Source organism: Flavobacterium erigeronis (assembly GCF_054075165.1).
Window position 1 is genome coordinate 433738 of sequence record NZ_JBSKGP010000003.1, and the last position, 25096, is coordinate 458833.

Here is a 25096-nt window from a genome sequence, read left to right on the forward strand (position 1 = left end):
CAAAGTTTAAAACTTTGACAAAGTTGGCAAGCAGGGCTATGTGCATTTATGCAAGTGAAACGTCTTTTTGACATTATCCAAAACTATGTTTCTATGTGTTAGAATAATTTAAGCTTGCAATATCACATCAATCCAAAAAGTGTTCTTTTTTAATTCCCAGCTTTCGCATTCTAGAAGTCAATGTTGTAGAAGGCAAACCAAGCAAAACAGCCGCGCCCTGCGGACCAGAAATTCGTCCGTTGCATTTTTTTAGAACTTTTAGAATGTGTTCTTTTTCGACTTCTTGAAGTGTTTTGGTATAAAATTCATTTACTAAATTATCTGGACTTGCAATTGCAATTTCTGGAAAAATCATTTCTTTGATCTTTTCTTCTTTGGCAAATAAAATGCTTCTTTCTACCATATTTTCCAGTTCGCGCACATTGCCCGGCCAAGCATTAGCCATCATGCTGTTGAGTACTTTTTTAGAAAAACGTTTTACATTTCTGCCCATCTTTGAAGCATGTTTTTCTAAGAAAAAATAGCCCAAAACAGGAATATCGTCTTTGCGTTCTCGTAAAGCGGGAAGCTTAATCGGATAAACATTTAATCTAAAATACAAATCGCTTCTAAAACGGTCGGCGTAAACTTCTTTTTCTAGAATTTTATTGGTTGCGGCGATCACTCTAGCGTTTACTTTTATGCTTTTATTTCCGCCAACTCTTTCAATTTCTTTTTCCTGCAAAACCCGAAGCAGTTTTCCTTGCAATTCTAAAGGCAGCTCCCCTATTTCATCCAAAAAAATTGTGCTATTTTCTGCTTGTTCAAACTTCCCGATTCGCTGTTCTGTTGCGCCAGTAAAAGCGCCTTTTTCATGTCCGAACAATTCGCTTTCAATAAGATTTTCAGGGATAGAAGCACAATTTACTTTAATCATTTTTTGATTCGAAAACTCAGACAAACTGTGAATGGCGTTGGCTACGAGTTCTTTTCCTGTTCCTGTTTCGCCCAAAATTAGAACAGTAGAATTGGAAGAGGCCACTTGAGAAATCAATTCGTAAACTTCTTTCATAGCATTACTGCTTCCAATAATTCCATGAAAATCTTGGTTTTGCTGCGTATTTTTTCTTTCTCTTTTTTCTAAAATATTATTTTTCAAGATTTCCAATTCGGCTAGAACAATTTCACTTTGAAGTGTCAATTCGATATTTCTCAGTGTTATAGAAAGCTGCATGGCAATTCCTCTCAAAATGCGATGAGATTCTCTGCTAAAAGTTTTGACATTTTTAAAGAAAAGAAAAAGCACATTTCGATTTCCTTTTATATATGGAAGCCCAATTCCGATTCCGTTTCTAAAACCTTTTTCACTAATGTTCTGAATGTAATCTGGATTTTTCTGATTTGATTTTAAATCAAAAAAAACAATATCAGCAGATTCTGTACAGCAATCAAAAAAAGAATCATTTTGAGGATAACTTTTTGAATTTGTATTTTTATCTGTTGAATAGAAAATCCGATATTCGGCTTTGCTGTCATAAGAAGAAACTACAACAAAATCATCAAACTGAAGGTTTTCTTTTACCAATCCATTTACAATAGCACCAAATTCATTTTTACTTAAAGCCTGAGAAAGCGCTGTACAAATATCCATAATCAGCATTTGTTCTCTTTCTCTTTCCTGCAATCGGCTTATTGTGATCGCAGTTTTATCTGTTGGCTTTTCCATAAACGGTATTTATTGTGGTATTTTGGCGGTGAGAGCGTAAATTTAAGAAATAGGCTTTAGTAAATAGCTAATCGATTGCGCTAAATTGAACGAGATGTAATTTTAACACATAGAAACATAGATTTTTTTTGTCTATAAGAGGAGACAAAAGAGAAATTCATTTCTCACACATAGTTTGCTATGTGCATTTAAATAAGTGAAACGCCTTTTTACATTTACAATAACTATGTTTCTATGTGTTAAAATCATCTCTGCAACTAACATTTTCTAAATATGCCTTTTCAATTTCATAAAATTACGATATATCGTATCTATTAAAACTTGTTATTGATTTAAACGTCTTGTATTTCAAAGCCTTTTAAAAATCGGAATGTTATTTGGTTGGTAATTGCCATTTCAAAAAAGAATGCCTTTTCATTTCTTAATCTAGGTTAATCGATCAACATGCATAACCGCCGTAAATTTGTAAAAGAAAATCAATAACAATTTAATATAACAAATACCATGGAAAATAAAATTTTAGGCTTACACCATATTACTGCAATTGCAGGTGACGCTAAACGCAATTTTGACTTTTATTCAAAAGTTTTAGGATTAAGATTTATCAAAAAAACAGTAAACTTTGACGATCCGGGAACTTACCATTTTTACTTTGGTGACGAAGTAGGAAGCGCAGGAACAATCTTAACTTTTTTCCCTTGGGGAGCAGGAATCCAACAAGGAAGAAAAGGTTCTGGAATGGCAACAGAAATTGGATATTCTGTTCCAAAAGGAAGCTTAGATTTCTGGCAAAAACGTTTTGAACAGTATAATGTAATTTACAATAAACCAGCTGAAAAGTTTGGTGAAAAATATTTGACTTTCTTAGACCCAGACGGATTAAAATTGGAGTTAATCGAATCTAAAACAGACGATAATAGAAAAGCTTGGGAAACTGACGAAGTAAAAGCAGATGTGGCTACAAAAGGTTTTCATAACATCACTTTGACTTTAAACGACATCAAACCAACGGCTGCGATCTTAACTGAAATATTTGGCTATAAATTGATCGATCAGGATGTAAACCGTTACCGTTATGCAACAGATGCTGTAGAAAATGCTGCAATTGTTGACTTGGTAGAATTACCAGAAGAAAAACGCGGTTTAAACGCTAACGGAACTGTTCACCACGTGGCTTTCCGCGTGCCGAATGACGAAGTTTTAATGAAATTCAGAGAAAAAATCGAAGAATACGGATTACAGATTACGCCGCAAATTGACAGACAGTATTTCCACTCTCTATATTTCAGAGAACCAGGAGGCGTTTTATTCGAAATCGCAACAGATAATCCTGGATTTACTGTAGACGAAAGCTTAGAAGAATTAGGTCTAAACTTGAAACTTCCAGCTCAATACGAGTCTCAAAGAGAAGCTATTGAAAAACATTTGGTTAAAATTAATTAATTGCTTACTAAACTGGTTCGCCAGAACTACACAACTAGATTTTTTAGAAAAGCTGTCCTTATTTTAGGACGGCTTTTTTTTGTTTGGTTCTCGAATTGAAAAGTTTTTTTGATTTGTAATAAAACTACTTACATTTACATACAAGTCATAAATAACGATATAATAAGTTAAACGCAAACGCTAAAAAAAACGAATACTAACAACTTCAACATCACAAAATGAAAGACAACACTTCTAAAATTTTTATGTTTAAAGTCAAAGAAGATTACATCTATTATTTATCAGAATTAATAATAGATACAACTCAAAAAAGTAAAAGACTAAAAAAATATGAAAATGAAATTGTCTTTTTGTTAAAGAATAATCCAGGAAAAAAATTCATTGAAGCGGAATTTTATGAATCATTTAGCGACAAAACTAGTCGACTATTTCAGTACATTTTTAATTTAATTGGTGATGAAACTAAACAAGCGTTTTCATACAGAAAATTCAGAAAAATTTTACATAAAAATAAAAGACTACTAAATATTGATCTTGATGCTTTAACAAGTGAAGAAGAATTTATAATTGATGAGTTTCATAAATTAAGAAATTGGTCTTTGCATATTCCTGATTCAATATTTAATCATAAAAGAGAATTTTTCAGAATCGATGACAAATTTATTAATGAAAATAAATCAACTATAGCCGTAGACTATTATCAATATTTTGAAATAGAATTTTTGGAAAAGCAAAAAGACGAAATTAATCAAGTATTAAATGGTGTGGAAATAGTTTTAAAAAAAATGAAAGACGATTATTGTAAATTAGTTGGTGGAAAAGTTGAATATAAAGAAGATTTAATGCAAGTAAAACCATATGCAATTATGGAAGTTGCAAAAAAATCTTTGGATACACAAAGGGGGAGATAAATCACCAATGCTCCACAAGGAATTACTTCTAAGTCTCTACGCAAATGTCTCTGCCATTGTTTAATTCCTTGAATGTCTAATAAATCACACGCACTTCAAAAGTCTTCTAACTTTTTATTATAACAGAAAAAAAATGCCAAAATTTTCAATTTATATAAAGTCAAATAAATTTTATTGGAGTACAGAAAGAATTACATATTCTATTTTGTTTTTTATTTGTGGTGTAATGCTTTTTAAACAAGAGGTTCTTGATCTACAGCCTAACTTTATTGATGAAATTTTTGCTTGGCTTGCCGTCAGTACCTTTATGTTTGGTGTGATTTTAAAATTATATAACTTAAATGAAATTGCACCGATTCGAGGAAAACTTGACGGTTACTTGTTATTTGAAAAAGAATCAATTACTATTGGCAATGAAATTTATCCCATTACAGAAATAAGAAAAATTAAAATCTCTAATGATGATTATGTTGGTAGATTGGCTCATATTTCAAGTGGAAATTTAGGGCCCGCACTTTCAAATGGAACTAATAATTTTATAATAATCTATTTTGAACCAGGTAGATCCAAAAGATATGATTTTGAATTAATTAATTCAGACGACTTTCAAAAAGAAAGAGAAACACTAATTGATTATCATATACTTGGTAAAATTGATTATTCGGAATTAGCATACATTTTAGGTGAAAAGAGTACTTCAGAAACTCGTACACTTACTGATGAAATTAACAAGAAACGTGCTTCCATTCTTTGAACATTTTCTTCATTACTCGAACCCGATAGCGCGGATTTGCAATCTGTGCCCATAAAGATTATCTATTTTCTACAAATACAAAAACTACATATTTAGTGTTGAGTTTGTATTTGATAATTTGCATTGTGTCTTACTGTTGCGGGCACGGATTGCAAATCCGCGCTATCAACACGCTATCAACATCATTGTCAAAGAGTTTTGGTGTTTTTGATCAAAATAATATATACCTTTAAGATTATATAAAAACAAAGAAGCCATGCAAAAATTACAATTTAAAAAAGAAATAAATGCATCTGCTCAAAAGGTATATGAAACGATGCTCGGCTTAAAGGACAAAGCCACTTACGAATATTGGGTCAAAACTTTTAACCCTACTTCTACTTATGAAGGCAGTTGGGACAAAGGAAGTAAAATCCGTTTTGTTGGAACGGATGAAAACGGTAAAAAAGCCGGAATGGTTTCGGAAATTGAGGAAAACAAACCTGCTGATTTTGTTTCCATTCGCCATTACGGTTTTTTGGATGGAGATAACGAAGTAACGACTGGCGAACAAGTTGAAAAATGGGCCGGCGGACATGAAAATTATACTTTTGAGGAAAATAACGGTATTACAACGGTAACTGTCGAAATGGATACTATTGATGAATATCTGGATTATTTCAACAGTACGTATCCAAAAGCTATGGACAAATTAAAAGAAATTTCAGAGCAGTAAAAAACTGAAATTCACTTATCGCGAATACATAACATTTTAAAAAAGCTGTCTAGATTTTAGACAGCTTTTTTTGATATTGTTTCATCACATAAATTCTTTTTTCAAGCAAAAAATATGGCTAAAAATGTTTTCTAAACACTTTTAAAACGCTTAGTTTTACGTTTCCAAACACTCCTAAACATGAAAAAAGTAATTTTCTTACTTTTACTAACTTTCTTTACCACACCCTCTTTTTGCCAAAACAAAACCGATAAACTTAAGCTTCAGAAAGATAGATTGATGCTTCATAATGTTGCGATTTATCTTCGTAACGTTAATCAAGGTTCTATAGATATTGACAGCGCCATGATTTTGGCCTGCAAAGCGCATAATTTACCCTACACACTTGCCAATGATGAAGGTTTTAATGACGGATCTGATTTTCCTGGAAATAATTTAATCACCAACAATTATGTTCGTGGTGCAGAAATGCTGTTGCCAAGACTGAGCAGCATTAACCAGATCAAGCTGGCATTGCAGATTGGGAGTTTTTATCTGTTTAAAACTGGCGCTAAAAAAAATGATTTGAAAAATGCGCTTTTGTATATTCATAAGGCTCAAAAACTAGCGGAAAAAACACACATTCAAAAATGGATTTTCCAATCTCAATTTCTCCTTGCCAAATACTATTATCAAGCAGGAAACACGCAACTAAGCAACAAGATTTTTTCGCATCTGGTCAACGTAGCAAGAAAAACGAAAAATGATAAATTATTAGCCGAAGCGATAAACAATCAAGGCACTTATATGCCAGATGATAATCCTGAAAAAGCAGTTGTTTTAGCCGAAGCTCTTGATATTTACAAAAAAACAGAAAATAAAGAAAAGGAAATTGAAACCTTAATGAAAATAATTCCAGTGCATTTTTGGACTGGAAAAATGGAATTGGCCAAACAAGAACTCTTTACCAGTCTTAATCTTCAGAAAAAAATAGGTTTTCTACATACGCAATATACGGAGACTACCATTTCGTATATCGAATTGCTGAATAACAATTTACGAAATTCGCTGTATTATGCTTTGAAAAGCGTTAGCTCAATGGAAAAAACAAAAGACTACGCTTTTGCAGACAGTTTCTATATACGTTTAGGCAACATTTACACTAGCACGGGCTACTATGAAGATGCTCTTAAATTTTATCAGAAAGGAATTGAGTACAACCAGAGAGAATTAAACGCAGGAACTTGGTACAAAAGCTTTTTTGGAGCTTTACGATCTCTAATGGACAATTCTAAATATGCCGAAGCGCTAAAATATTTGAAAACAAACGCTAAAAAATATCCGCCGAAAAATGACCTTGACAACATGATTTTATACCAGCTTAAAGGGCGCTGTTATGAAGAATTAGGAAGACTGAAAGAAGCTGAAGCTAGTTATGAAAAACTCGATTTTTATGCCAAGAAATTGAAAAACAAAGAAGCTGTCAAAGATGTAGCAACTTGTTCTTCGATCATGGCTTTATTTTACATTAAAATCAATAAGCCACAGAAAGCAAAAGAGATTACAGATCGAATTCTCTCTATTACGACACCAAAAACAGAAGGATTTAATCCGCAGCTATTGGAGCTTTCTTTATTTAAAATCGATTCGATCAACGGAAATTATCTTTCCGCAATCGACCACATGAAAAATTATACTCGAATTCAGGATTCGATTGATGATATTGCCAAGCATCGGGATTATGAAAATTTAAAATTTAAGTTTGAAACTTCTGCCAAAATACAAAACATTAAATCTTTAAAACAGCAGACGAATCTTCAGAAAAGTCAATTGCAATCGTCTAGACTTCTTAATACGATTTCTGTCAGCAGTTTATTTTTACTCCTGATTATCATTATTTTATTATACAACAGAGCCAAAATAAAACAGCGCAATACGAGCCGTTTGCAAGTAAAAGAAAAGGAAATTAAGCTGAAGAATATAAAACTCGAACGTTTGGTAGAAGAAAAAGAATGGCTTTTGAAAGAAATTCATCATCGCGTAAAAAACAATCTTCAAACTGTAATTAGTTTGCTCAATTCGCAGTCGTCTTATTTAAAGGATGATTTGGCGATTTCTACCATCAAAAACAGCCAAAATAGAATTTATGCGATGTCGTTGATTCATCAGAGATTGTATCGGGAAGATAATGTTTCGATGATCGATATGCCAGAATATTGCAATGAATTGGTTGATTATCTCAAAGAATCTTTTAACGCAGAATATATTCATTTTGAAGTTAAAATTGACCCGATAGAATTGGATATTTCTCAGGCAATTGCTATCGGATTAATTATTAACGAAGTCATTACCAATTCGATAAAATACGCTTTTAAAGATGTTGAAAACTGCAGAATCAGTCTAGCGTTAACGGAGATTTCAGAAGACTATTACAGGCTTCATATTTCTGATAACGGAATTGGAATACAGGATATCGAAGCATTGCAAAATAGCGATTCGTTTGGAATGACGCTTATAAATGGTTTAAGCAATACGCTTGAAGGAGATTTGTCGATTACAAACCAAAATGGCGTACATTTTCAGTTGACCTTTAAAAAAGACTTTCGATAGGAATCTGAAGGATTCAAATGTTTATAGAATTTCATTCTAGAGCGTGGGTATGACCCCTTCGGGGTCACATATAGGCGGCAAGAATTATGTGCTATAAATATTTGAATCCTCCGGATTCTTTATAGCAAACTTCAAATTATACGCTACAGACATTTGAATCCTTCGGATTCGTTATAATGAACCCAAAATTTTAATTTATAATTTGGGCTCCTTTTGTGGATTATCCTGCTACGGCTTCTATTAATAATTTCATTCACTAATTAATCTTCTGCTGCCATTAATTCTATTTTCGCCATAATTAACGCAAGATTATTTTCTAGAATAACCTTTCCGTCTCGCCATTCTTTTTTATTCGATCCGCTTGAAATTCTAAAAATAAAATCTCCTGTAAAAACGTAGCCATAAGTTTCTCTTAAACCGTTTTTAGTCAGTCGCTTCTGCGCTTCTCTCAAATCAACCTTGATTTCGATTCCGTTTTTACAAATAACTGTATCTAAACCGTCAAGGCCTTTTTTAAATTCATGTCCGCGATATTCAATCAGCTGAATAAAAGCATTCATAAACCGCAAAGCACGATTTAAGTTTTCTTTAGAAACATTTAAATCCAAAATCTGAAATTTGTCGGTTTCTGTATTTTTATTTGAAATTTTATTGTCCCAATATTTCTTTGTTTCAGCAATAATAGCAAGCGGATTTTCAAGCTTTTCGCTCACAATTAAAGGCGCATTAGTATCATTTTTTATCTTTTGTGCCAAATCTAATAAAGGTGTAGATTGAGCTGGAACTCGAAGCTGCATTTCGTAAGTCTTTTTCAAAATGGCAGTTTCAGGATTCCCTTTAAAATCTGAAGGAAGTCGAGGAATACTTTTTCTTTTATAAGCTGGAGCAATCCAATGTCGGCTTTTAGGAAGCGGAATATTCATTTTTTCGCAAGCATTTTTGATTCCCATACTGGAAACTTCGTAATGTTTGGCAATCTGCGGAATTGGAAATTTCCAAACCAAGTTATAAAGTTCTGATCGGGTAAAAATAATTTTGTCCATAAATCAGTAAAATCAATTCAAAAGAAAATTCACCATCTCCATAATTGCTTACAGAAACGGTGAATTGTAAAAAAAATAAAGAACTACTCTACTCCGCCTCCTAAAGCACGGTACAGGTTAATTGCTGCATTCAGTTTTTCGAGTTTTATAGTTACCAGATCCAATTCGTTTTGCAGCGAACTGTTCTGAGCTGCAATTACTTCCAGATAATTGGCCATTCCGCTTTTGTAAAGCAAACCAGCGTCTGAAGTGGCTTTGTCTAACGATGCTGCTTTATCTTTTGCTAAAATGATACGTTCGTCAGCATATTTTAGTCGAGACATGGCGTCGTTTACTTCTCCAACTGCTACTATAAAAGACTGTTTAAATTGTACAGCCGCTTTTTCCTGTTCTAAAACAGCGACTTCATAAGCAGTTCGCAACGCTTTTTTTCTAAAAATCGGCTGCGCTAAATTGGCTGCAATAGTTTTAGTTAAAGAACCTGGAAAATCAAACCAGTTGTCAAATTCAAAAGAGTTCACCCCAATTGACGGACTCAAACTTAAAGTTGGATACATGGTTGCTTTTGCCAATCCTGTTTTCGCAGCAGCAGACATAACGGCATATTCGCTTGCTTTTACATCTGGTCTTCGGCTTAAAAGTGAAACTGGAATTCCAGATGGGAAAACAACTGAAACTTCTGCTGCATCTATATTTCCTGCTCTTTCAATCTTATCTGGATATTCTCCGCATAAAATCTGCAAAGCATTTTCTTGAACTGCAATATTCGCTTTCGCTAAAGGCACTAGCAATTCAGCCGTTTTTTTCTGCGCTTCTGTCTGGTTTACAGCCAAAGAACTAATCGAACCCGAATTGTACTGCAATTGCATCATACTCAAAGTATTCGTACTCAATTCGATGTTTTTCTCTGCAATTTTCAACTGTTCGTCTAAACCTAAAAGATTGTAATACGCTTGCGCCACTTGCACAATAATTCTGGTTTTTAAAGCTGAAAGATTCTCTTTTTGAGCAAAATAAGTTGCTTTAGCATCTCTTTTCTGCATCGCTGCTTTTCCCCAAATATCCACTTCCCAAGAAAGTCGAAGATTGGCACTGTAATCGTCCATATAATCTTTACCAATAAACTGCTGGCTCAAAGATCCGTTTAGGGAATTTTTAGATGGATAAGAACGGCTCGCTCCAGCATCGAAATCTAGTGTGGGTAATAACGATAATTTGGCTTGTTTATAGCTGAGATCGAGCTGTTCCATGCTTTTCATGGCAATGATCACTTCATTGTTTTTGACTAAAGCTTTTTCTATCAAAGCAACCAGCAAAGGATCTTTGTAATAGTTTTTCCACGGAAGCAAAACCGTGTCTCCAGTAACCGCGACTTCTTCGCGGTATTTTTCTGGAGCATTTAAATCTTCACGAGAATATTTTTTCCCTACCACGCACGATGTCATAATCGCGCCCGTAAGTAAAACCATTCCGATTTTATATATACTTTTCATTCTTATTCTTTTATCGTTTGAACTTGAGTTGCGATCTTTTTTCTGGATACTTTTTCTTGTAAATATTGGAATACAATGAAAAGCAACGGAATCACAAAAATTCCTAGAATAACACCGCTAAACATTCCTACTGCGGCACTCACACTGATAGATCGGTTTCCAACGGCTGTTCCTCCAGAAGCAAACATTAGCGGAATCATACCTACAATAAAAGCCAGCGAAGTCATGATAATTGGTCGTAACCTTGATCTTGAACCTTCAATTGCCGCTTCGATTATGCTTAATCCGGCAAGACGTCTCTGTAAAGCAAATTCTACAATCAAAATGGCATTTTTAGCCAAAAGTCCGACCAGCATGATTAATCCGACCTGAACATAAATGTTGTTGTCTAAACCAACCGCTTTGATTCCGGCGAAGGCTCCCAAAATACCTGTCGGGATAGAAAGCAATACGGCAAGCGGCAGTAAATAACTTTCGTATTGTGCTGCCAATAAGAAGAATACAAACAATAAACACAATCCGAAAATGGCAACCGTTTGGCTTCCTCCTGCTTTTTCTTCTAAACTTAAACCTGTCCATTCGTAACTGTAATCAGACGGAAGTTTATCTAAAACTTGCTCCAGATTACTCATAATCTCACCGTTACTGTAACCTGGCTTCGCCATCGCCGTAATACTTACCGAATTATATAGGTTATAACGATTTACCGATTCTGGACCGTAAACTTTGTGGAATTTCACGATTGATTTTACTGGAACCATCTGCATATCGGCATTTCTCACGAAAATTTCGTTAAATGCATCTTCATCCATTCTAAAAATACCATCCGCTTTTACGTTTACTCTATAAAACTTTCCAAATCGTGAAAAGTCAGCCGATTGATCTCCTGCAAAATACGTCTGGATATTTCCTAAAAGTTCTTTGATGTTTACACCCATTTGGCGCGCTTTGTCTTCATCAACTTCCAATTCCAATTGTGGATAATCAGCTCTAAAAGTCGTGTAAGCATATTGAACACCCGGCTGCTGCATAATCTGCCCAATTACTTTATCAGACATTGCTTTTAGCGTTTCTGGACTTCTCGCCATTCTATCTTGCAATACAATTTCAGCACCACTCGTCACACCAAATCCTTCAACTGGAGGCATTCTGAAAACCATAATCTGACCTTCTTTAATTTTAGCCAGTTTACCGTTTACGATGTTCATAATTTCCTCAATATCCTTCACAGCTCCTCTGTCCTTCTTCGGTTTCAGTTTTATAAAACCTAAACCGTAAGCAGGACTGGCACTGTTACTCAAGATGTTGAATCCTGTAATACTCGTATTCACATCGATCGCTTCTATTGGAGCCAATTCTTTTTCCAATTTCGAAATAACCGCAGTAGTTCTATCAAGAGCTGTTCCAGGCGGCATAGACAAACTGTACACCATGAAACCGTCATCTTCTAGAGGCACAAAACTTTTTGGCGTAGACATCATCATATAAACCGCAATTGCCGTAATTCCAGCAACTAATCCAGCAGCAATCCATTTTCTTCCAATTAAGAAACGAACGCCTTTGATATATCTTCCTGTTAAGTTGTCGAAACTTGAATTAAAACCTACGAAAAAGCGGTCTTTAAAACTCGTTTTGTGTTCATGATCGCCATGTTTTTCTCCGTGATTTTTTAGCAAAAGCGCACATAAAGCTGGCGTAAGCGTCAAGGCGTTTACAGCCGAAATGATAATCGCAATTGCCAATGTATAAGCAAATTGTTTATAGAAAATTCCAGAAGATCCTGTCATGAATCCGATTGGAATAAATACCGCCGACATGACCAAAGTAATCGAAATTACCGCTCCTGTGATTTCTGCCATCGCGCCGTGTGTAGCGTCTTTTGCTGAAATTTCTGAATCTTCTTCCATTTTACTGTGAACAGCTTCGACAACGACAATCGCATCATCGACCACAATTCCAATCGCTAATACCAAAGCAAAAAGCGTTAGGATATTAATCGTAAATCCGAAAACCAAAAGGAAGAAAAACGTTCCCACAATCGCTACAGGCACTGCAATAGCCGGAATAATCGTCGAGCGAATGTCCTGAAGGAAAATAAATACTACAATAAATACCAGAATAAAAGCCTCAAACAAAGTCGATTTTACCTGTCCTGTCGCTTCGTCCAATCTTTCTTTGGTACTCATTACGTTTACGTATTTAATACCTGGAGGAAAAGATTTAGACAATCGTTCTACTTCTTTATTGATTCCGATTTCGATGTCGTTGGCGTTAGAACCCGAAGTTTGTAAAATCGCCATTGTAACGGCATTTTTACTATTCGATTTGTTATCTCCACTGTACGAAATAGAACCAAATTCTACTCGTGCAACGTCTTTCAATCTTAAAACATTGCTTCCAACGTTTTTAACTACAATATTTTCATATTGCTCTGGTTTGTTCTTTTTTCCTTTGTATCGAATTACATATTCTAAAGCGGCAGTAGATTCTTCTCCCAGTTTCCCTGGAGCCGATTCTAAACTCTGCTCCGCAATGGCCTGAGTTACATCTGAAGGTACTAGGCCTGCATTGGCCATTTTGCGCGGATCTAACCAAATACGCATCGAATAATCTTTCTGCCCGAAAATCTGAACCTGTCCAACACCAGGAACACGTTTCATTTGAGGCACTAAGTTGATATTCGCGTAATTCTGCAAGAACAACTCATCGTATTTGCTATTATCATCTGTATACAAGTTGAAAATAACAATCATACTGTTTTGCTGCTTAGAAGTCGTTAATCCCATTCGGATCACTTCTTGAGGCAGTTTTGGAGTTGCTTGCTGCACTCTATTTTGAACGTTTACGGCAGCCTGATCGGGATCTACCCCTTGTTTAAAAATGACGTTGATTGAAAATGTTCCATCATTACTCGCAGTCGATTTGATGTACTGCATGTTCTCTACTCCGTTAATCTGCTCTTCTAAAGGCGTTACTACCGAACGAATTACGGTTTCACTGTTTCCTCCAGGATACGATCCGCTTACCATAACTGTTGGCGGCGAAATATCTGGGAATCGTGTTACAGATAATCGGGTAAGACCTATAATCCCCAGTATCACTAGTACAATAGAGATAACTGTGGCCAATACTGGCCTGTCTATTATTTTCTTTAACATGGAAATGTTATTTTATTAAATGAAAAATTATTTACTGCTTGTATTTTTAGCAGCGGTTTTTGGAACGACTTCCATTCCGTCAAATAGCACATCGATAGAATTTAGCGCTACTTTATCTCCAGCTTTTAGTCCAGATTTTACAAAATAATCTACTCCAGCGCTACCTGCGATTTCGATTGGAACCATAGCTACTTTGTTGCCGTCTTTTAGAATAAAAACAAAGAATTTGTCTTGAATGTCTTTTACGCTCGCCATCGGAACGGTAATAACAGACGATAAACTTTTATTCAATACAATTCGCGCAGAACCTCCCGCACGCAATTGCTTTTTCGGATTTGGGAAAATGGCTTTTAAAGCAATTGTCCCTGTAGCGCGATCAATGTTTCCACTGGCAACTTCCAGTTTTCCTTTGTGTTCGTACTCGCTGTCATCGGCCATAATTAAGCTTACAGTCTGATTGTTTTTTGCATCTTTAGAAAAAGCTAGATAGTCTGCTTCTGTTAGAGAAAAATAAACAAACACATTATTGATTTCAGATAAAACCGTTAACGGAACTGTATCTGCTGGGGTCACTAAATTCCCAACGCGGTTTGGAATACGGCTAATATAGCCGCTTACAGGAGCTTTAATTAAAGAGAAATCGGCATTAATCTGAGATGATCCCAAAGCGGCCTTAGCCTGTGCTACTTGTGCAGTTGCTGCTTCGTAATTGGCTTGTGCGGTTTTTAGCTGCATGTCTGAGAAAACTTTTCCTTCCACCAAAGGCTTGATTTTTTCTACTTCCAGTTTCGCATTTGCCTGATTCGCCAAAGCGCTTTTGTAAGCTGCACGGCTGTTGTTTACTTGTTCGGCGTAAACATCGCCTTTAATTTTAAAAAGGGATTGTCCTTTGGTGACATAATCTCCTTCTTTTACATAAATAGCCTCTAGATAGCCAGATACTTGTGCTTTTATATCAACATTTACGGTACCTTCTACTGTTCCTGGATATTTTTTTTCTACTTCTCCCGTTACAGAACTCGTCTGTAAGAAGTCCACTTCTGGCTTTGGAGGAGCCATTTGTCCTTCTCCACTTTTTCCGCATGAAGAAAGAGAAATTGTGATCAATAAAATTGCAATTCTGCCAATTGCTTTATTATTTCTAAAAAATTGTTTTGTCATTTTACTTTTCATTTTTAAATGAATTACCTCAAATTTGGGCGCAAAATAACAGCAGAAAAGGACTTTTTTATTGGAGAAATTTACCCAAACGACATTTTTTGGCACCGAAACGGACGGGGTTTGTTATGCCACGAAGGCGCTAAGACTGGAAGATTTCTTTAAAGTTTCTAAGATGGTGAGTCGCTAAGCTTCTGAGTTTTTTTGCTTTTGCCACAAAGACGCAAAGGCACGAAGATTTTTTTTGGAGTTGCTAAGGTGTGTGTTTTTTTTGCCACGAATTCACGAATTTTCGCTAATTAATGCTTTGCGTTAAATTGCTGACGAATAATTTCTCGAATTTTTATCACTCAGGATGACCAAAAATGAGATTATAATAAAATCCTTTTTAATCCTTTATCCCGATAGCTATCGGGAGTGGCAAATAATTTCAAAAAATAAAAATTCGAGAAATATATCTGCAGTATAAAAATTAGTGCAATTCGTGAAATTCGTGGCAGAAAAAACACACAGCTTAGCAACTTTAAAAAAAATTCGTGAATTCGTGGCGAAAAAAACTCAGCACCTTCCCTAGCGATCCATCCATTGCTTGAAAAAAGGCGTTTTTTCTCTGCTGATGATTACCTCGCGTTCGGGATCTAGTTTTAATTGGATTTTTAGTTTTGCGTTGAAGTAGTTCGCAATAGATTTGATGCTTTCTGCACGAATGAAAAACTGGCGGTTGGCACGGAAAAAGATATTTGGATCCAGTTCTTGTTCCAGTTCTTCCATGGTTTGTGGAATCGAGATAATTACACCCGATTTTAGAAATAAATTACTGGTTTTAAATTCAGAATAGATGAAGTCTATATCTGAAACGTCTACACTTTTATAGCCGTCGCGATACGTTACTAAAAAGCGCATTCTAAATACTGGTTTTTGGATCAATTCTTTTAGAATGCCAGCGATATCTGTAACGTTGGTTTCGTTTTTATTTAGAGATTTGAATTTTGATAAGGCAAATTCCAATTCGGTTTTTTCGATGGGTTTCATCAAATAATCGATGCTGTTTACCTTAAAGGCGCGAATAGCATATTCGTCGTAAGCAGTAGTAAAAATTACAGGACAAGTAATGTTTATTTCATCAAAAATAGCAAAACTCAGTCCGTCGGCTAAACGGATATCCATTGTAATTAAATCAGGACACGGATTTGAATTCAGCCAAGCGACTGTATCTACAACCGTATCAATAATCCCTACGATTTCACAATCGGGTTCTAGCTCTTCTAACAACCTTTTTAATCGGCTGGCATTAATGCTTTCATCTTCTACAATTAAAATTTTCATAACTTTTAAATTAATGGCAGACGCACTTCATAATAGCCGTTTGATTCGTTAAAAATCGGCATTCTTTCTGATAAAATTTTATAACGGAATTCAATGTTTTTATTTCCAATTCCGGTAGAAACCAGACTTTTTCCAGCTGTTCGCTGCAAGTTATTTCGAACAATAATATCTCCAGAATCTGAAAAAACAGAAATCGTAAGCGGATTGGCTAAAGTTGCCATATTGTGCTTTACTGCATTTTCGACCAATAACTGCAACGTTAATGGCGGTAAATGAAGCGCTAAAGAAGGAGAATCGATCTCAATTTTCAAATCGATTTTATCGCCCAATCTTTTCTTCAATAAATAAAAATACGCGTTTAGGAATTCGATTTCTTCTTTTACCGTAATCGTATCTTTATTAGAATTTGAAATCATATAACGATATACTCTCGTTATATTTTCTAGAAACGAAGCTGCTTCTTTCTGGTCTTCATAAATCAATTCTGTTAGCGTACTGAAATTATTGAATACAAAATGCGGATCTAACTGCATTTTTAGCGATTCTAATTTTGATCGTGTAACTGCTTCCTGAAGTTCCGAAGCTTTTATTTTTAATTCTGCTGTTTCTTCTGCATTAATTCGCCATCTGTTTAATAAAAATATTCCAGTATGAATGGCGCTCATTAAAAGCGAAATAATTGCAGCCATAATTTTTGACTGCCAAATGGTAACCAAATCGTTTTCTTCTAGTGCTGTACAAGGATACAGATAATCCCAGATACTAGAAAAAATAAGGTTTAAGAGACTGTTTCCGGCAATTAAACAGATAAACTGTGCTATCGCTCTAAATGCCGGATTTTGTTCCCAACTAATATAATAATTAAGTTTTCTGCCTATAAAAAGTGTAAGCTCTGTTAGAATGGCGCAATACACTAAAATTATGAAAATATCGAAGGTCTGATCGATATCTAGCAACCCTTTTTCATCAAAACTTCGATACGGATTAAGCCAATAATACGAAGAGAGATAAACCAAAAAAACGGCCGGAATTACTATAACCCTGTAATATTTATAGAAAAAATTCTTGCCCGATTTTTTATTTTGGTTGAATAACCCCATTCACTTTTTTATTTTTTGAAAATTAATGTGCTACCAAAACATTTTCTGCTTCAGCTTTTACCACATTTTTTTCAACTGTTTTTTTCTCACGCATCACGCCCCATTTCAAGCATGTTGCACCCCAAGAAAATCCTGCACCAAAAGTTGTAATCAATACATTCTGACCTTCTTTGAAATCGGCTGCAAAGTCCCATAAACATAACGGAACAGTTGCAGAAGTTGTATTTCCGTAACGGTCAATATTTACTTTAACTTTTTCAGAATCAATATTTAAACTTTCGCCTACAGCGTTAATAATTCTTAAGTTAGCCTGATGTGGCACAACCCAGTCAATTTCGCTTGCTTCTATATCGTTCTTCACCAAAGCATCTTGCGAAACCTGGCTCATTGCAGCAACGGCTCTTTTAAATACAAACGCTCCGTCTTGTTTTAAATAATGTGTTCTGTGCAAAAGACTCTGCATAGACGTAGGATTTCTAGAACCTCCTGCTGGCACAGCTAGAGAAGAAACACCGCTTCCGTCTGTTTTCAGAATCGTTTTCATTAAACCGTAATCCGATTCTGTTTTTTCTAACAAAACCGCTCCTGCTCCATCTCCGAAAAGAATACAAGTATTTCGGTCTTCATAATCTACGATAGAGCTCATTTTATCGGCTCCAACGATGATTAATTTTTTATAGCGTCCGCTTTCGATCATGTTTGCCCCCATTTCCAAGGCGTACAAAAATCCGCTGCAAGCTGCATTCATGTCAATTCCAAAAGCATTTGTAAGTCCGCTTTTATCGCAGACAATACTTGCTGTTGGCGCTAAAATGTGATCTGGAGTTGCTGTTGCTACAAGCAAAGCTTCGATTTCGCCACGATCTACATTATAATTTTCGATAAGATTTTCAATCGCAGCTGCGGCAAGATCAGATGTTGCCGTATCGTCGTCTGCAATTCTACGTTCTCTAATTCCAGTTCTCTTAATGATCCATTCCTCCGATGTATCAACCGTTTCTGAAATCTTTTTGTTGGTCAAGATTGATGATGGTACGAAACCACCTATAGCTGTAATTACTGCGCCCATTTGTTTTTGTTTTTTTAAGCTTTGTACCCTTAAAACCAATGCTTACTACTTTTTTCTTCTTTTTGACATTCCAAATAATCATTATCCCAAAAAGCCGATTAAATCTATTGGCAATAACTTTTCTGAGAAATATTGTTTTTAGAAAAACGGAACAAACTAAAAACACTATACAAAATCCAATTAAAATAAATTAAAAATCTACACCAAGTGTTTTCTCGGCATTGCTTGGTATACAATCTTTAATTTATCTTATTTTTAAAATCATACAATGCTGTTTCAGTTTGTAGATAGTTCCCATTTATAGCTGTTGCCATACTGATAAAAAACCTATTTGCATTACGTTTTTAGAGTGCCACAAAATTAATTTAAAAAAATCTTAATCGAGCAGGTAATTAAGAATAATTAACAAAACTGCCTCAAATGTTAAAATATAATTTCGATATTGGCCAACAAGCTCCAAAAATTATAGAATCCCTAAAATCAAAAAAAATCTGTTAAAATTTATTTTGATAAAATTTCTTCAAAAAAACCTTGTAATTTTTATATCATTATTTTTAAATCAAATTAATCTTTAATAATTTGGAAACGACAATAACGGAATATCAAGTCCGGCTGCCAGAATCCTAGTTTTGCTTCTGTGGACTAAAGAATCCCAAAAACCATACTTTTGAGGCACCATAATCAGCAAATCAGCCTCGTAATTCTTAATTTCTTTCTTAATTTCGTTAATTACGGCATTCGATCTTACGGTTTTATATAGATATTTTACGTCTTCAAATTCTTTTTCGATATTCGAATTCATTAAAACTCTGTGCTGTTCTTCTTTCAAATCATCTAATTTTTCGTCTACGCTAAAAAATTCAATTTCTGCACCAAAATCTCCTAATGCATTTTTAATCCAACTGAATTTCTTAATAGCCGAAAAACTTAAGCTATCGCAAGCATACAGCACCTTTTTTATATTTATAAAACGAGCATTTTCTGGAACCGCTAAAACTGGAATCTGAAGATTCTTAATGGCCGATGTAGTCGAATTTCCTAATAATTCCTGTTCGAAAGAACGTTCAGCCATTCCCATAACCACAACATCTGCATTTGTTTCCTTAATAATTCTCGGAAGTTCGTCTTCCAAAAAAGAATACGTACAGATTGCTGAAGTTTCAATTTGAAATGAATTGGCTGTTTCTTTGGCTAAATCTTCCAGTCTGGAAATTGCCCTATCAATTTGTTTCTGCATCGCATCTGCAGTAATATGAGAGTTGGCGCTGTGTACACTCAACGAAAATGAATTAAATAAAACCAATTTTGCACCTGTAGCTTTTGCAAGTCCAGCAGCATAAGCAACAGCATTAGTGGCAATGGCAGAAAAATTAGTCGCGGCGATTATAGTAAGGGGTGAATTCATAAAATAGTAATTAAGCTTTCTGGCAAAATTCCTCAAATAAAGGCTTCAATCTTTTTTTATATAACCGAATAATCATTTTTCACGACTCAACCGTAAAATTTCATTCCTGAAAAAACTGGCTTTCCTTTTTTGTTTCTTACTTTAAAAAACAACAAAAATAATCGGCATCGACCGTTTTAATATTTAGTACTTTTACTCTTTGCAAAACTTCACTAATGGATGCCAAAACACTTTTAAAAGAACATGTTGCCAAAATTGTCACATTAACAGACGAACAATTTGACTATTTCTTTTCGCATTTTAAAACCGAAACTTTCCAAAAAGGGCAAACTATTATAAGTGAAGGGCAAGATGTTGACAAGGAATACTTTGTGGTTTCGGGCTGTTTAAAATCTTTTTATGTGAATGATGAAGTGAAAATGTACATTCTGCAGTTTGCCATGCCAACTTGGTGGGCATCTGATTATGCGGCGCTTTACAACAAAACCAAAGCAACCATAAATGTGGATTGTGTTTCGGATGTTGAAATTCTTTCTCTTTCTAATAATGATCGAGAAAAAATCTGCAGCGAAATTCATGAAGTAGAACATTTTTTTAGATGGAGAACCAATCGCGGTTATGTGGCTTCTCAAAAAAGACTGCTTTCTTTTATGAATAATGATACCAAAACAAGATACGAAGAGCTTCTGGCGCTTTATCCTGCTTTATACAATATGGTTCCAAAACATTTAATCGCCGCTTATCTCGGTGTTTCCAGAGAAACTTTAAGTCGATTGTACAACGCCTCTAAACCGCATTGACGAATGTGATCTACATCACGTAATCAATTTTGAATACCGCCATTACTTTGTACTATAAATTAATAACAATTTAAAAACACAAATAATGGAAACTCAAAATTTTAAAATTTCGAACACGCAAAGTCAAGTAAACTGGATTGGTAAAAAAGTTACTGGACAACACAATGGAACAATCAATATTGAAGAAGGTAATTTTACTTTTTCTAATGGAGAACTTTCTGGCGGAAATGTCGTTATCGACACTACTTCTATCGTAATTCTTGACGTTACAGATCCTGCGACAAACCAACAATTTGCAGGGCATTTAGCTTCTGATGATTTCTTTTCTACAGACAAATTCAAAACAGCATTTTTAGACATTACCGCAGTTTCTAAACAATCTTCTTCTGATTATTTTGTTGAAGGAAAACTAACGATTAAAGCGATTACTCATCCGATTGGTTTTAATTTGGAAGTAAAAAGGAACGAAAATGATCTGAAAGCTTCTGGCAAAATCATTATTGACCGCACTAAATATGATATGAAATTCCGTTCCGGAAATTTCTTCACCAATTTGGGAGACACTTTAATCTACAATGAATTTGAATTGGACGTAGATATAACAGCAAGTCTAAAATAATTCATAACTCATAATTAATAATTCATAATTAATTAGAAATCATGCCATACGTAAAAATTGAAGTAACACGTGAAGGCGTTACGAGAGAACAAAAACAGCAGTTAATTTCAGGCATCACACAACTTATTACAGATGTCTTAGACAAAGATCCCAGCCTTACACATATCGTAATTCAGGAAATCGAATTGGACGATTGGGGATTTGCAGGTGAACAGGTTTCGGCACTTCGCGAAAAAGGCATTACTGCTCAAAAGAAATAAATTTTTAAATCAGAAAAAAATGAAAACAATACTAGTAACCGGTGCTTCTACTGGCATCGGTAAATCGATAGCACAGTTATTTTTAGAAAAAGGATTTAATGTCGTAATCAACTCGGCAAACCTTCAGAATCTTGAAAATACATTTAACGAATTAGGTCATTCTAATCAACTCGCAATGGTTCATGGCGACGTAAGTTTAATAGAAACTGGAAAAAAACTGGTTCAAACTGCTTTAGACCGTTTTGGAAGCGTTGATGTTTTAATCAACAATGCCGGAATTTTTCAGCCGCAATCTTTCTTAGATGTTGAAGAAAAAGACTTGGATCGTTTTTTAAACATTAATTTAAAGGGAACTTTTTTTACCAGTCAAGCAGCAGTAAAACAAATGCTTAAGCAAGGCGAAGGATCAATCATTAATATCGGAACTGTTTTGGTCGATCACGCCATCGACGGATTTCCAGCTACTGCACCTATTTCAAGTAAAGGCGGTATTCATGCCTTTACAAGACAGCTCGCAGCAGAATTCGGAAAAAATAATATTCGCGTAAATGCGATTGCTCCTGGAATCATTAGAAGTCCGCTGCAAGCAAAAACGGGAGTTGACAATGCCGATAGTTTAGCAGGACTGCATTTATTGAAACGCATTGGAGAAACCAACGATGTGGCTCAATTGGCGCTTTATCTGGCCGAAAGCAATTTTGTGAATGGAGAAATCATTAATTTAGATGGCGGTCACGTCGCTGGACACAGCATTTAATTCCTTTTAAAGCATTGTTAGTTTGAGTGGACTTGAAAGTTTAGGTTTCATAAATGGCTTCGACTCCGCTCAGCCTGACAATCAATTAAACATCAATTTTAAATCAAAAAATTATGGAAAGTTTTGGCACAAATGCAGCTTTGATTACGGCTGTTTTAATGAATTATTTTAACGGAATTTACAATGGTGACGTTACTACGCTACAAAGCGCTTTTCATCCGCAAGCAATTGTTTCGGGAGATATTAACGGTCAGCCGTATTTTAAAACGGTAGAACAATATTTAGAAGGCGTAAAAAATCGTAAAAGTCCAAAGGAATTGGGCGAAGATTTTAAGATGAAAATCCTATCTTTAGAAATTATCAATAATACCGCTGTCGCGAAAGTTCAAGTTCCGATATTTGAATACAACTATTACGATCAATTAAGTCTTGTAGTAGTTGATGGCAAATGGGTTATTGTGAATAAATTACTAACAAACGTAAAATAAAACACAATGTGGAATTCAACCAAAATAACACAATTACTAGGTATTGAGTATCCAATATTACAAGGTCCGATGGGCGGCGGTTTTTCGACTCCCGCTCTTTTGGCTGCCGTAAGCAACGCAGGCGGATTAGGCAGTTACGGTGCTTATACGCTAACTCCAGACGAAATTCGAGAAGCAGGAAAAGAAATTAAATTGGCAACTTCTAAACCTTACAATATCAATTTATGGGTGAATGATGTCGATAAAAGTCTTGTAAATTATCCTGCTGAAAAACTAGAAAAAATCAAACAGCTTTTTAAACCGTATTTTGACGAATTAGGGATTCCGCTTCCAGATTTATCTTCTGATATTCCTTCGAAATTTGAAAAGCAGGTTGAAGTTATATTCGAACTTAAACCCGCCGTTTTTAGTTTCATTTTCGGAATTCCGTCTAAAGAAATTCTGCAAGAAAGCCGAAAACTAGGCATCAAAACCATTGGCGCTGCCACAACTCTCGAAGAAGCACTCGCTCTAGAAGATGCTGAAGTTGACGCTATTATCGCCGCAGGATTTGAAGCAGGCGGACACAGACCGTCGTTTCTAAAACCTGCACAAGATTCTTTCACAGGATTATTTACATTGGTACAGCAATTAAAAGCAAAGACCAAAACGCCGATCATCGCTGCGGGCGGAATTATTGACTCAAAAGGAATCGCAGCAGCCATGGCTCTCGGTGCCGACGCTGTACAATTGGGAACGGCTTTTATGGTTACCGACGAATCTGGTGCCGCTCCTGTTCATAAAAAAATGCTTTTTGACAATCCGAATGTTCCAACAACGGTTTCAAAATCGCTTACAGGAAGAATGGGCCGAATGATCTCCAACAAAATATCTGACGCTGTTCCTTTTGAAACGGAAGTATTACCTTTTCCGCTTCAAACCAAATTAATAGCACCTTTAAAAGTCGCCGCTCTTGCACAAGGCAGAACCGACATGATTAGTTTCTGGTCGGGACAAAATACAAGCACTTTACAACATCATAAAGCTGATGAACTAATGCAGGCCTTAATTGCTGGGCTGTAGCTTACGTTGTGTGTTTTAACGTAAAGAGCACTAAGGTTTTTTCTATATATCTTTGCGCATATTTTAAGTTCGCAAAGCTTTGTGAATAAAGCTGGCTGAAATGCTCACAAAGGCGCGAAGGCACGAAGTTTGTTTCACGCAGATTTTGCAGATTAAGTCAGATCTAAAAGGCTTTTTATAAATTAATCTGCGCGCATCTGCTTAGATCTTTTTAAATCTGCGTGAAATATATTTAAGCTTCCTAAAAAATCTTTGCGCCTTCGCGACTTTGCGCGATTAAAAACTCAGCGCACTCTGGTCAAAAAATAAACACAAAGCTTTGCTACCTTAAATACACTTATAGTATATAAAAAAAACTCAGCGCACTTTGCGAAACCCTCCGCGTTCTCTGCGTTAAAAAAATAACCACAAAGCTTTGCGAACTTAAAATATGCGCAAAGATATATAGAAAAAACCTTAGCGCACTTTGCGGTAAAAAAACATTTGCGGTAAAAAAACACCTCAGCTCCTGTCCAGTTCGCCCCGAAGTTTGTCCGTTTCACCAAGATTTCGATTTCGTTTTTAAGGCTTTCAACGCACATTTGTACCGTTAAATAACTTTAAATATCAAAATCATGAACTCAAAAACAACAAAAATTATCTATTGGACAGGCGCAGTATTAACTTCTTTATGGTTTGGCGCAAGCGGTTTCTTCGAATTAACAAACAATCCAATAGTTTGGGGAATAACACAGCAATTGGGTTATCCAGCGCATTTTATTTACATTCTCGGCGTTTTTAAAGTAGCTGGAGTAATCACACTTTTAATTCCGAACAAATTATTGAGATTGAAAGAATGGGTTTTCGCAGGAATCTTTTTCGATATCATCTTTGCTTTCTTTTCAAAAATTGCCGTTTTAGGTTTTGGTGCAGCAACCGATGCGATAATTGCTTTTGTAATGGTAAGCGTAACGTATGCAATGTATAGAAAATTATATACTGCGACTTACACGCCTTCTTCTGAAAACTTTTAAGGAAGGTAAATCATTTTACAAAAGCGGCTCCAGAGGAGCAAAATATTTATAGAATTGGAAATGCCACAAGTGAATAAAAGCTCCAGCGGAGCGGCATATATTAAAGATTGTGATAAAAAATATGTCACTCCTCCGGAGCTTTATATTGTAAACGTTTATTCTTTGCTATAAATATTTCGCTTCTCCGAAGCTTACTATAGAGACTAAAAAAACTCTCTTTTTTATTTC

21 protein-coding genes are annotated in these 25096 nt (G+C 35.3%); 12 read left to right on the forward strand and 9 right to left on the reverse strand.

What is annotated here, in order from left to right; genetic code table 11:
• Positions 1-127: 127 nt before the first annotated feature.
• Positions 128-1705 carry a sigma-54 interaction domain-containing protein gene (locus ACWA1F_RS08480; RefSeq protein WP_456893250.1) on the reverse strand — a complete coding sequence of 526 codons (1578 nt, stop codon included), beginning with the start codon at positions 1703-1705 and terminating at the stop codon, positions 128-130.
• Positions 1706-2209: 504 nt separating this feature from the next.
• On the opposite strand from ACWA1F_RS08480, the gene ACWA1F_RS08485 reads away from it, so the two are divergent.
• The 5 genes from ACWA1F_RS08485 (at position 2210) to ACWA1F_RS08505 (ending at position 8117) form a co-directional block, all read left to right on the forward strand.
• Complete coding sequence (locus ACWA1F_RS08485) at positions 2210-3148, forward strand: ring-cleaving dioxygenase (RefSeq protein WP_306161272.1); 939 nt, start codon at positions 2210-2212, stop codon at positions 3146-3148.
• A gap of 218 nt (positions 3149-3366) precedes the next feature.
• The gene (locus ACWA1F_RS08490) at positions 3367-4059 is read left to right on the forward strand and encodes a hypothetical protein (RefSeq protein WP_456893252.1); all 693 of its coding nucleotides are present in this window, start codon (positions 3367-3369) and stop codon (positions 4057-4059) included.
• A gap of 133 nt (positions 4060-4192) precedes the next feature.
• On the forward strand, positions 4193-4813 hold the full coding sequence (locus ACWA1F_RS08495; RefSeq protein WP_456893254.1) for a hypothetical protein: 621 nt from the start codon (positions 4193-4195) through the stop codon (positions 4811-4813).
• A gap of 256 nt (positions 4814-5069) precedes the next feature.
• The gene (locus ACWA1F_RS08500; RefSeq protein WP_456893256.1) at positions 5070-5528 is read left to right on the forward strand and encodes an SRPBCC family protein; all 459 of its coding nucleotides are present in this window, start codon (positions 5070-5072) and stop codon (positions 5526-5528) included.
• A 180-nt stretch (positions 5529-5708) separates the two neighbouring features.
• Entirely contained in the window at positions 5709-8117 is a 2409-nt protein-coding gene (locus tag ACWA1F_RS08505; RefSeq protein WP_456893258.1) for a sensor histidine kinase, read from the forward strand.
• Positions 8118-8377: 260 nt separating this feature from the next.
• Here the strand turns inward: ACWA1F_RS08505 and ACWA1F_RS08510 are convergent, their stop codons facing one another.
• From ACWA1F_RS08510 to ACWA1F_RS08545, 8 genes are all read right to left on the reverse strand, one after another.
• Positions 8378-9160, reverse strand: a complete 783-nt coding sequence (locus ACWA1F_RS08510; protein ID WP_456893260.1) for a hypothetical protein — start codon at positions 9158-9160, stop codon at positions 8378-8380.
• Between the two features lie 83 nt (positions 9161-9243).
• Positions 9244-10653 carry an efflux transporter outer membrane subunit gene (locus ACWA1F_RS08515; RefSeq protein WP_456893262.1) on the reverse strand — a complete coding sequence of 470 codons (1410 nt, stop codon included), beginning with the start codon at positions 10651-10653 and terminating at the stop codon, positions 9244-9246.
• Positions 10654-10655: 2 nt separating this feature from the next.
• On the reverse strand, positions 10656-13811 hold the full coding sequence (locus tag ACWA1F_RS08520) for an efflux RND transporter permease subunit (protein WP_456893264.1): 3156 nt from the start codon (positions 13809-13811) through the stop codon (positions 10656-10658).
• Positions 13812-13838: 27 nt separating this feature from the next.
• Positions 13839-14972 carry an efflux RND transporter periplasmic adaptor subunit gene (locus ACWA1F_RS08525; protein ID WP_456893266.1) on the reverse strand — a complete coding sequence of 378 codons (1134 nt, stop codon included), beginning with the start codon at positions 14970-14972 and terminating at the stop codon, positions 13839-13841.
• Positions 14973-15539: 567 nt separating this feature from the next.
• Positions 15540-16295 carry a LytR/AlgR family response regulator transcription factor gene (locus tag ACWA1F_RS08530; RefSeq protein WP_456893268.1) on the reverse strand — a complete coding sequence of 252 codons (756 nt, stop codon included), beginning with the start codon at positions 16293-16295 and terminating at the stop codon, positions 15540-15542.
• Positions 16296-16300: 5 nt separating this feature from the next.
• A complete protein-coding gene (locus ACWA1F_RS08535) occupies positions 16301-17395 on the reverse strand; it encodes a sensor histidine kinase (protein ID WP_306161253.1) in 1095 nt (364 codons plus the stop codon).
• Between the two features lie 22 nt (positions 17396-17417).
• The gene (locus tag ACWA1F_RS08540) at positions 17418-18464 is read right to left on the reverse strand and encodes a beta-ketoacyl-ACP synthase III (protein WP_456893270.1); all 1047 of its coding nucleotides are present in this window, start codon (positions 18462-18464) and stop codon (positions 17418-17420) included.
• Positions 18465-19035: 571 nt separating this feature from the next.
• A complete protein-coding gene (locus ACWA1F_RS08545) occupies positions 19036-19869 on the reverse strand; it encodes a universal stress protein (RefSeq protein ID WP_456893272.1) in 834 nt (277 codons plus the stop codon).
• Between the two features lie 215 nt (positions 19870-20084).
• Here ACWA1F_RS08545 and ACWA1F_RS08550 point away from each other — a divergent pair, with 215 nt between their 5' ends.
• From ACWA1F_RS08550 to ACWA1F_RS08580, 7 genes are all read left to right on the forward strand, one after another.
• Positions 20085-20669: a Crp/Fnr family transcriptional regulator gene (locus ACWA1F_RS08550; protein WP_456893274.1), complete on the forward strand. Its 585-nt coding sequence runs from the start codon at positions 20085-20087 to the stop codon at positions 20667-20669.
• An 85-nt stretch (positions 20670-20754) separates the two neighbouring features.
• Complete coding sequence (locus ACWA1F_RS08555) at positions 20755-21288, forward strand: YceI family protein (protein ID WP_456893276.1); 534 nt, start codon at positions 20755-20757, stop codon at positions 21286-21288.
• Between the two features lie 41 nt (positions 21289-21329).
• A complete protein-coding gene (locus ACWA1F_RS08560) occupies positions 21330-21548 on the forward strand; it encodes a tautomerase family protein (protein ID WP_456893278.1) in 219 nt (72 codons plus the stop codon).
• A gap of 19 nt (positions 21549-21567) precedes the next feature.
• Entirely contained in the window at positions 21568-22305 is a 738-nt protein-coding gene (locus ACWA1F_RS08565) for an SDR family NAD(P)-dependent oxidoreductase (protein ID WP_456893280.1), read from the forward strand.
• A 113-nt stretch (positions 22306-22418) separates the two neighbouring features.
• Positions 22419-22793 (forward strand): nuclear transport factor 2 family protein, encoded by a 375-nt coding sequence (locus ACWA1F_RS08570; RefSeq protein WP_456893282.1) that lies wholly within the window; start codon positions 22419-22421, stop codon positions 22791-22793.
• 6 nt (positions 22794-22799) lie between these two features.
• On the forward strand, positions 22800-23855 hold the full coding sequence (locus ACWA1F_RS08575) for an NAD(P)H-dependent flavin oxidoreductase (RefSeq protein WP_456893284.1): 1056 nt from the start codon (positions 22800-22802) through the stop codon (positions 23853-23855).
• Positions 23856-24469: 614 nt separating this feature from the next.
• Entirely contained in the window at positions 24470-24868 is a 399-nt protein-coding gene (locus ACWA1F_RS08580) for a DoxX family protein (RefSeq protein WP_456893286.1), read from the forward strand.
• Positions 24869-25096: the final 228 nt, after the last annotated feature.

What these genes read in the sequence shown, in the direction of transcription:
- ACWA1F_RS08520 (WP_456893264.1), bottom strand. Translation starts at nt 13,811, where the DNA reads ATGTTAAAGAAAATAATAGACAGGCCAGTATTGGCCACAGTTATCTCT.
- ACWA1F_RS08510 (WP_456893260.1), bottom strand. Translation starts at nt 9,160, where the DNA reads ATGGACAAAATTATTTTTACCCGATCAGAACTTTATAACTTGGTTTGG.
- ACWA1F_RS08480 (WP_456893250.1), bottom strand. Translation starts at nt 1,705, where the DNA reads ATGGAAAAGCCAACAGATAAAACTGCGATCACAATAAGCCGATTGCAG.
- ACWA1F_RS08495 (WP_456893254.1), top strand. Translation starts at nt 4,193, where the DNA reads ATGCCAAAATTTTCAATTTATATAAAGTCAAATAAATTTTATTGGAGT.
- ACWA1F_RS08505 (WP_456893258.1), top strand. Translation starts at nt 5,709, where the DNA reads ATGAAAAAAGTAATTTTCTTACTTTTACTAACTTTCTTTACCACACCC.
- ACWA1F_RS08580 (WP_456893286.1), top strand. Translation starts at nt 24,470, where the DNA reads ATGAACTCAAAAACAACAAAAATTATCTATTGGACAGGCGCAGTATTA.
- ACWA1F_RS08535 (WP_306161253.1), bottom strand. Translation starts at nt 17,395, where the DNA reads ATGGGGTTATTCAACCAAAATAAAAAATCGGGCAAGAATTTTTTCTAT.
- ACWA1F_RS08490 (WP_456893252.1), top strand. Translation starts at nt 3,367, where the DNA reads ATGAAAGACAACACTTCTAAAATTTTTATGTTTAAAGTCAAAGAAGAT.
- ACWA1F_RS08485 (WP_306161272.1), top strand. Translation starts at nt 2,210, where the DNA reads ATGGAAAATAAAATTTTAGGCTTACACCATATTACTGCAATTGCAGGT.
- ACWA1F_RS08575 (WP_456893284.1), top strand. Translation starts at nt 22,800, where the DNA reads ATGTGGAATTCAACCAAAATAACACAATTACTAGGTATTGAGTATCCA.
- ACWA1F_RS08555 (WP_456893276.1), top strand. Translation starts at nt 20,755, where the DNA reads ATGGAAACTCAAAATTTTAAAATTTCGAACACGCAAAGTCAAGTAAAC.
- ACWA1F_RS08550 (WP_456893274.1), top strand. Translation starts at nt 20,085, where the DNA reads ATGGATGCCAAAACACTTTTAAAAGAACATGTTGCCAAAATTGTCACA.
- ACWA1F_RS08565 (WP_456893280.1), top strand. Translation starts at nt 21,568, where the DNA reads ATGAAAACAATACTAGTAACCGGTGCTTCTACTGGCATCGGTAAATCG.
- ACWA1F_RS08540 (WP_456893270.1), bottom strand. Translation starts at nt 18,464, where the DNA reads ATGGGCGCAGTAATTACAGCTATAGGTGGTTTCGTACCATCATCAATC.
- ACWA1F_RS08530 (WP_456893268.1), bottom strand. Translation starts at nt 16,295, where the DNA reads ATGAAAATTTTAATTGTAGAAGATGAAAGCATTAATGCCAGCCGATTA.
- ACWA1F_RS08570 (WP_456893282.1), top strand. Translation starts at nt 22,419, where the DNA reads ATGGAAAGTTTTGGCACAAATGCAGCTTTGATTACGGCTGTTTTAATG.
- ACWA1F_RS08500 (WP_456893256.1), top strand. Translation starts at nt 5,070, where the DNA reads ATGCAAAAATTACAATTTAAAAAAGAAATAAATGCATCTGCTCAAAAG.
- ACWA1F_RS08525 (WP_456893266.1), bottom strand. Translation starts at nt 14,972, where the DNA reads ATGACAAAACAATTTTTTAGAAATAATAAAGCAATTGGCAGAATTGCA.
- ACWA1F_RS08545 (WP_456893272.1), bottom strand. Translation starts at nt 19,869, where the DNA reads ATGAATTCACCCCTTACTATAATCGCCGCGACTAATTTTTCTGCCATT.
- ACWA1F_RS08515 (WP_456893262.1), bottom strand. Translation starts at nt 10,653, where the DNA reads ATGAAAAGTATATATAAAATCGGAATGGTTTTACTTACGGGCGCGATT.
- ACWA1F_RS08560 (WP_456893278.1), top strand. Translation starts at nt 21,330, where the DNA reads ATGCCATACGTAAAAATTGAAGTAACACGTGAAGGCGTTACGAGAGAA.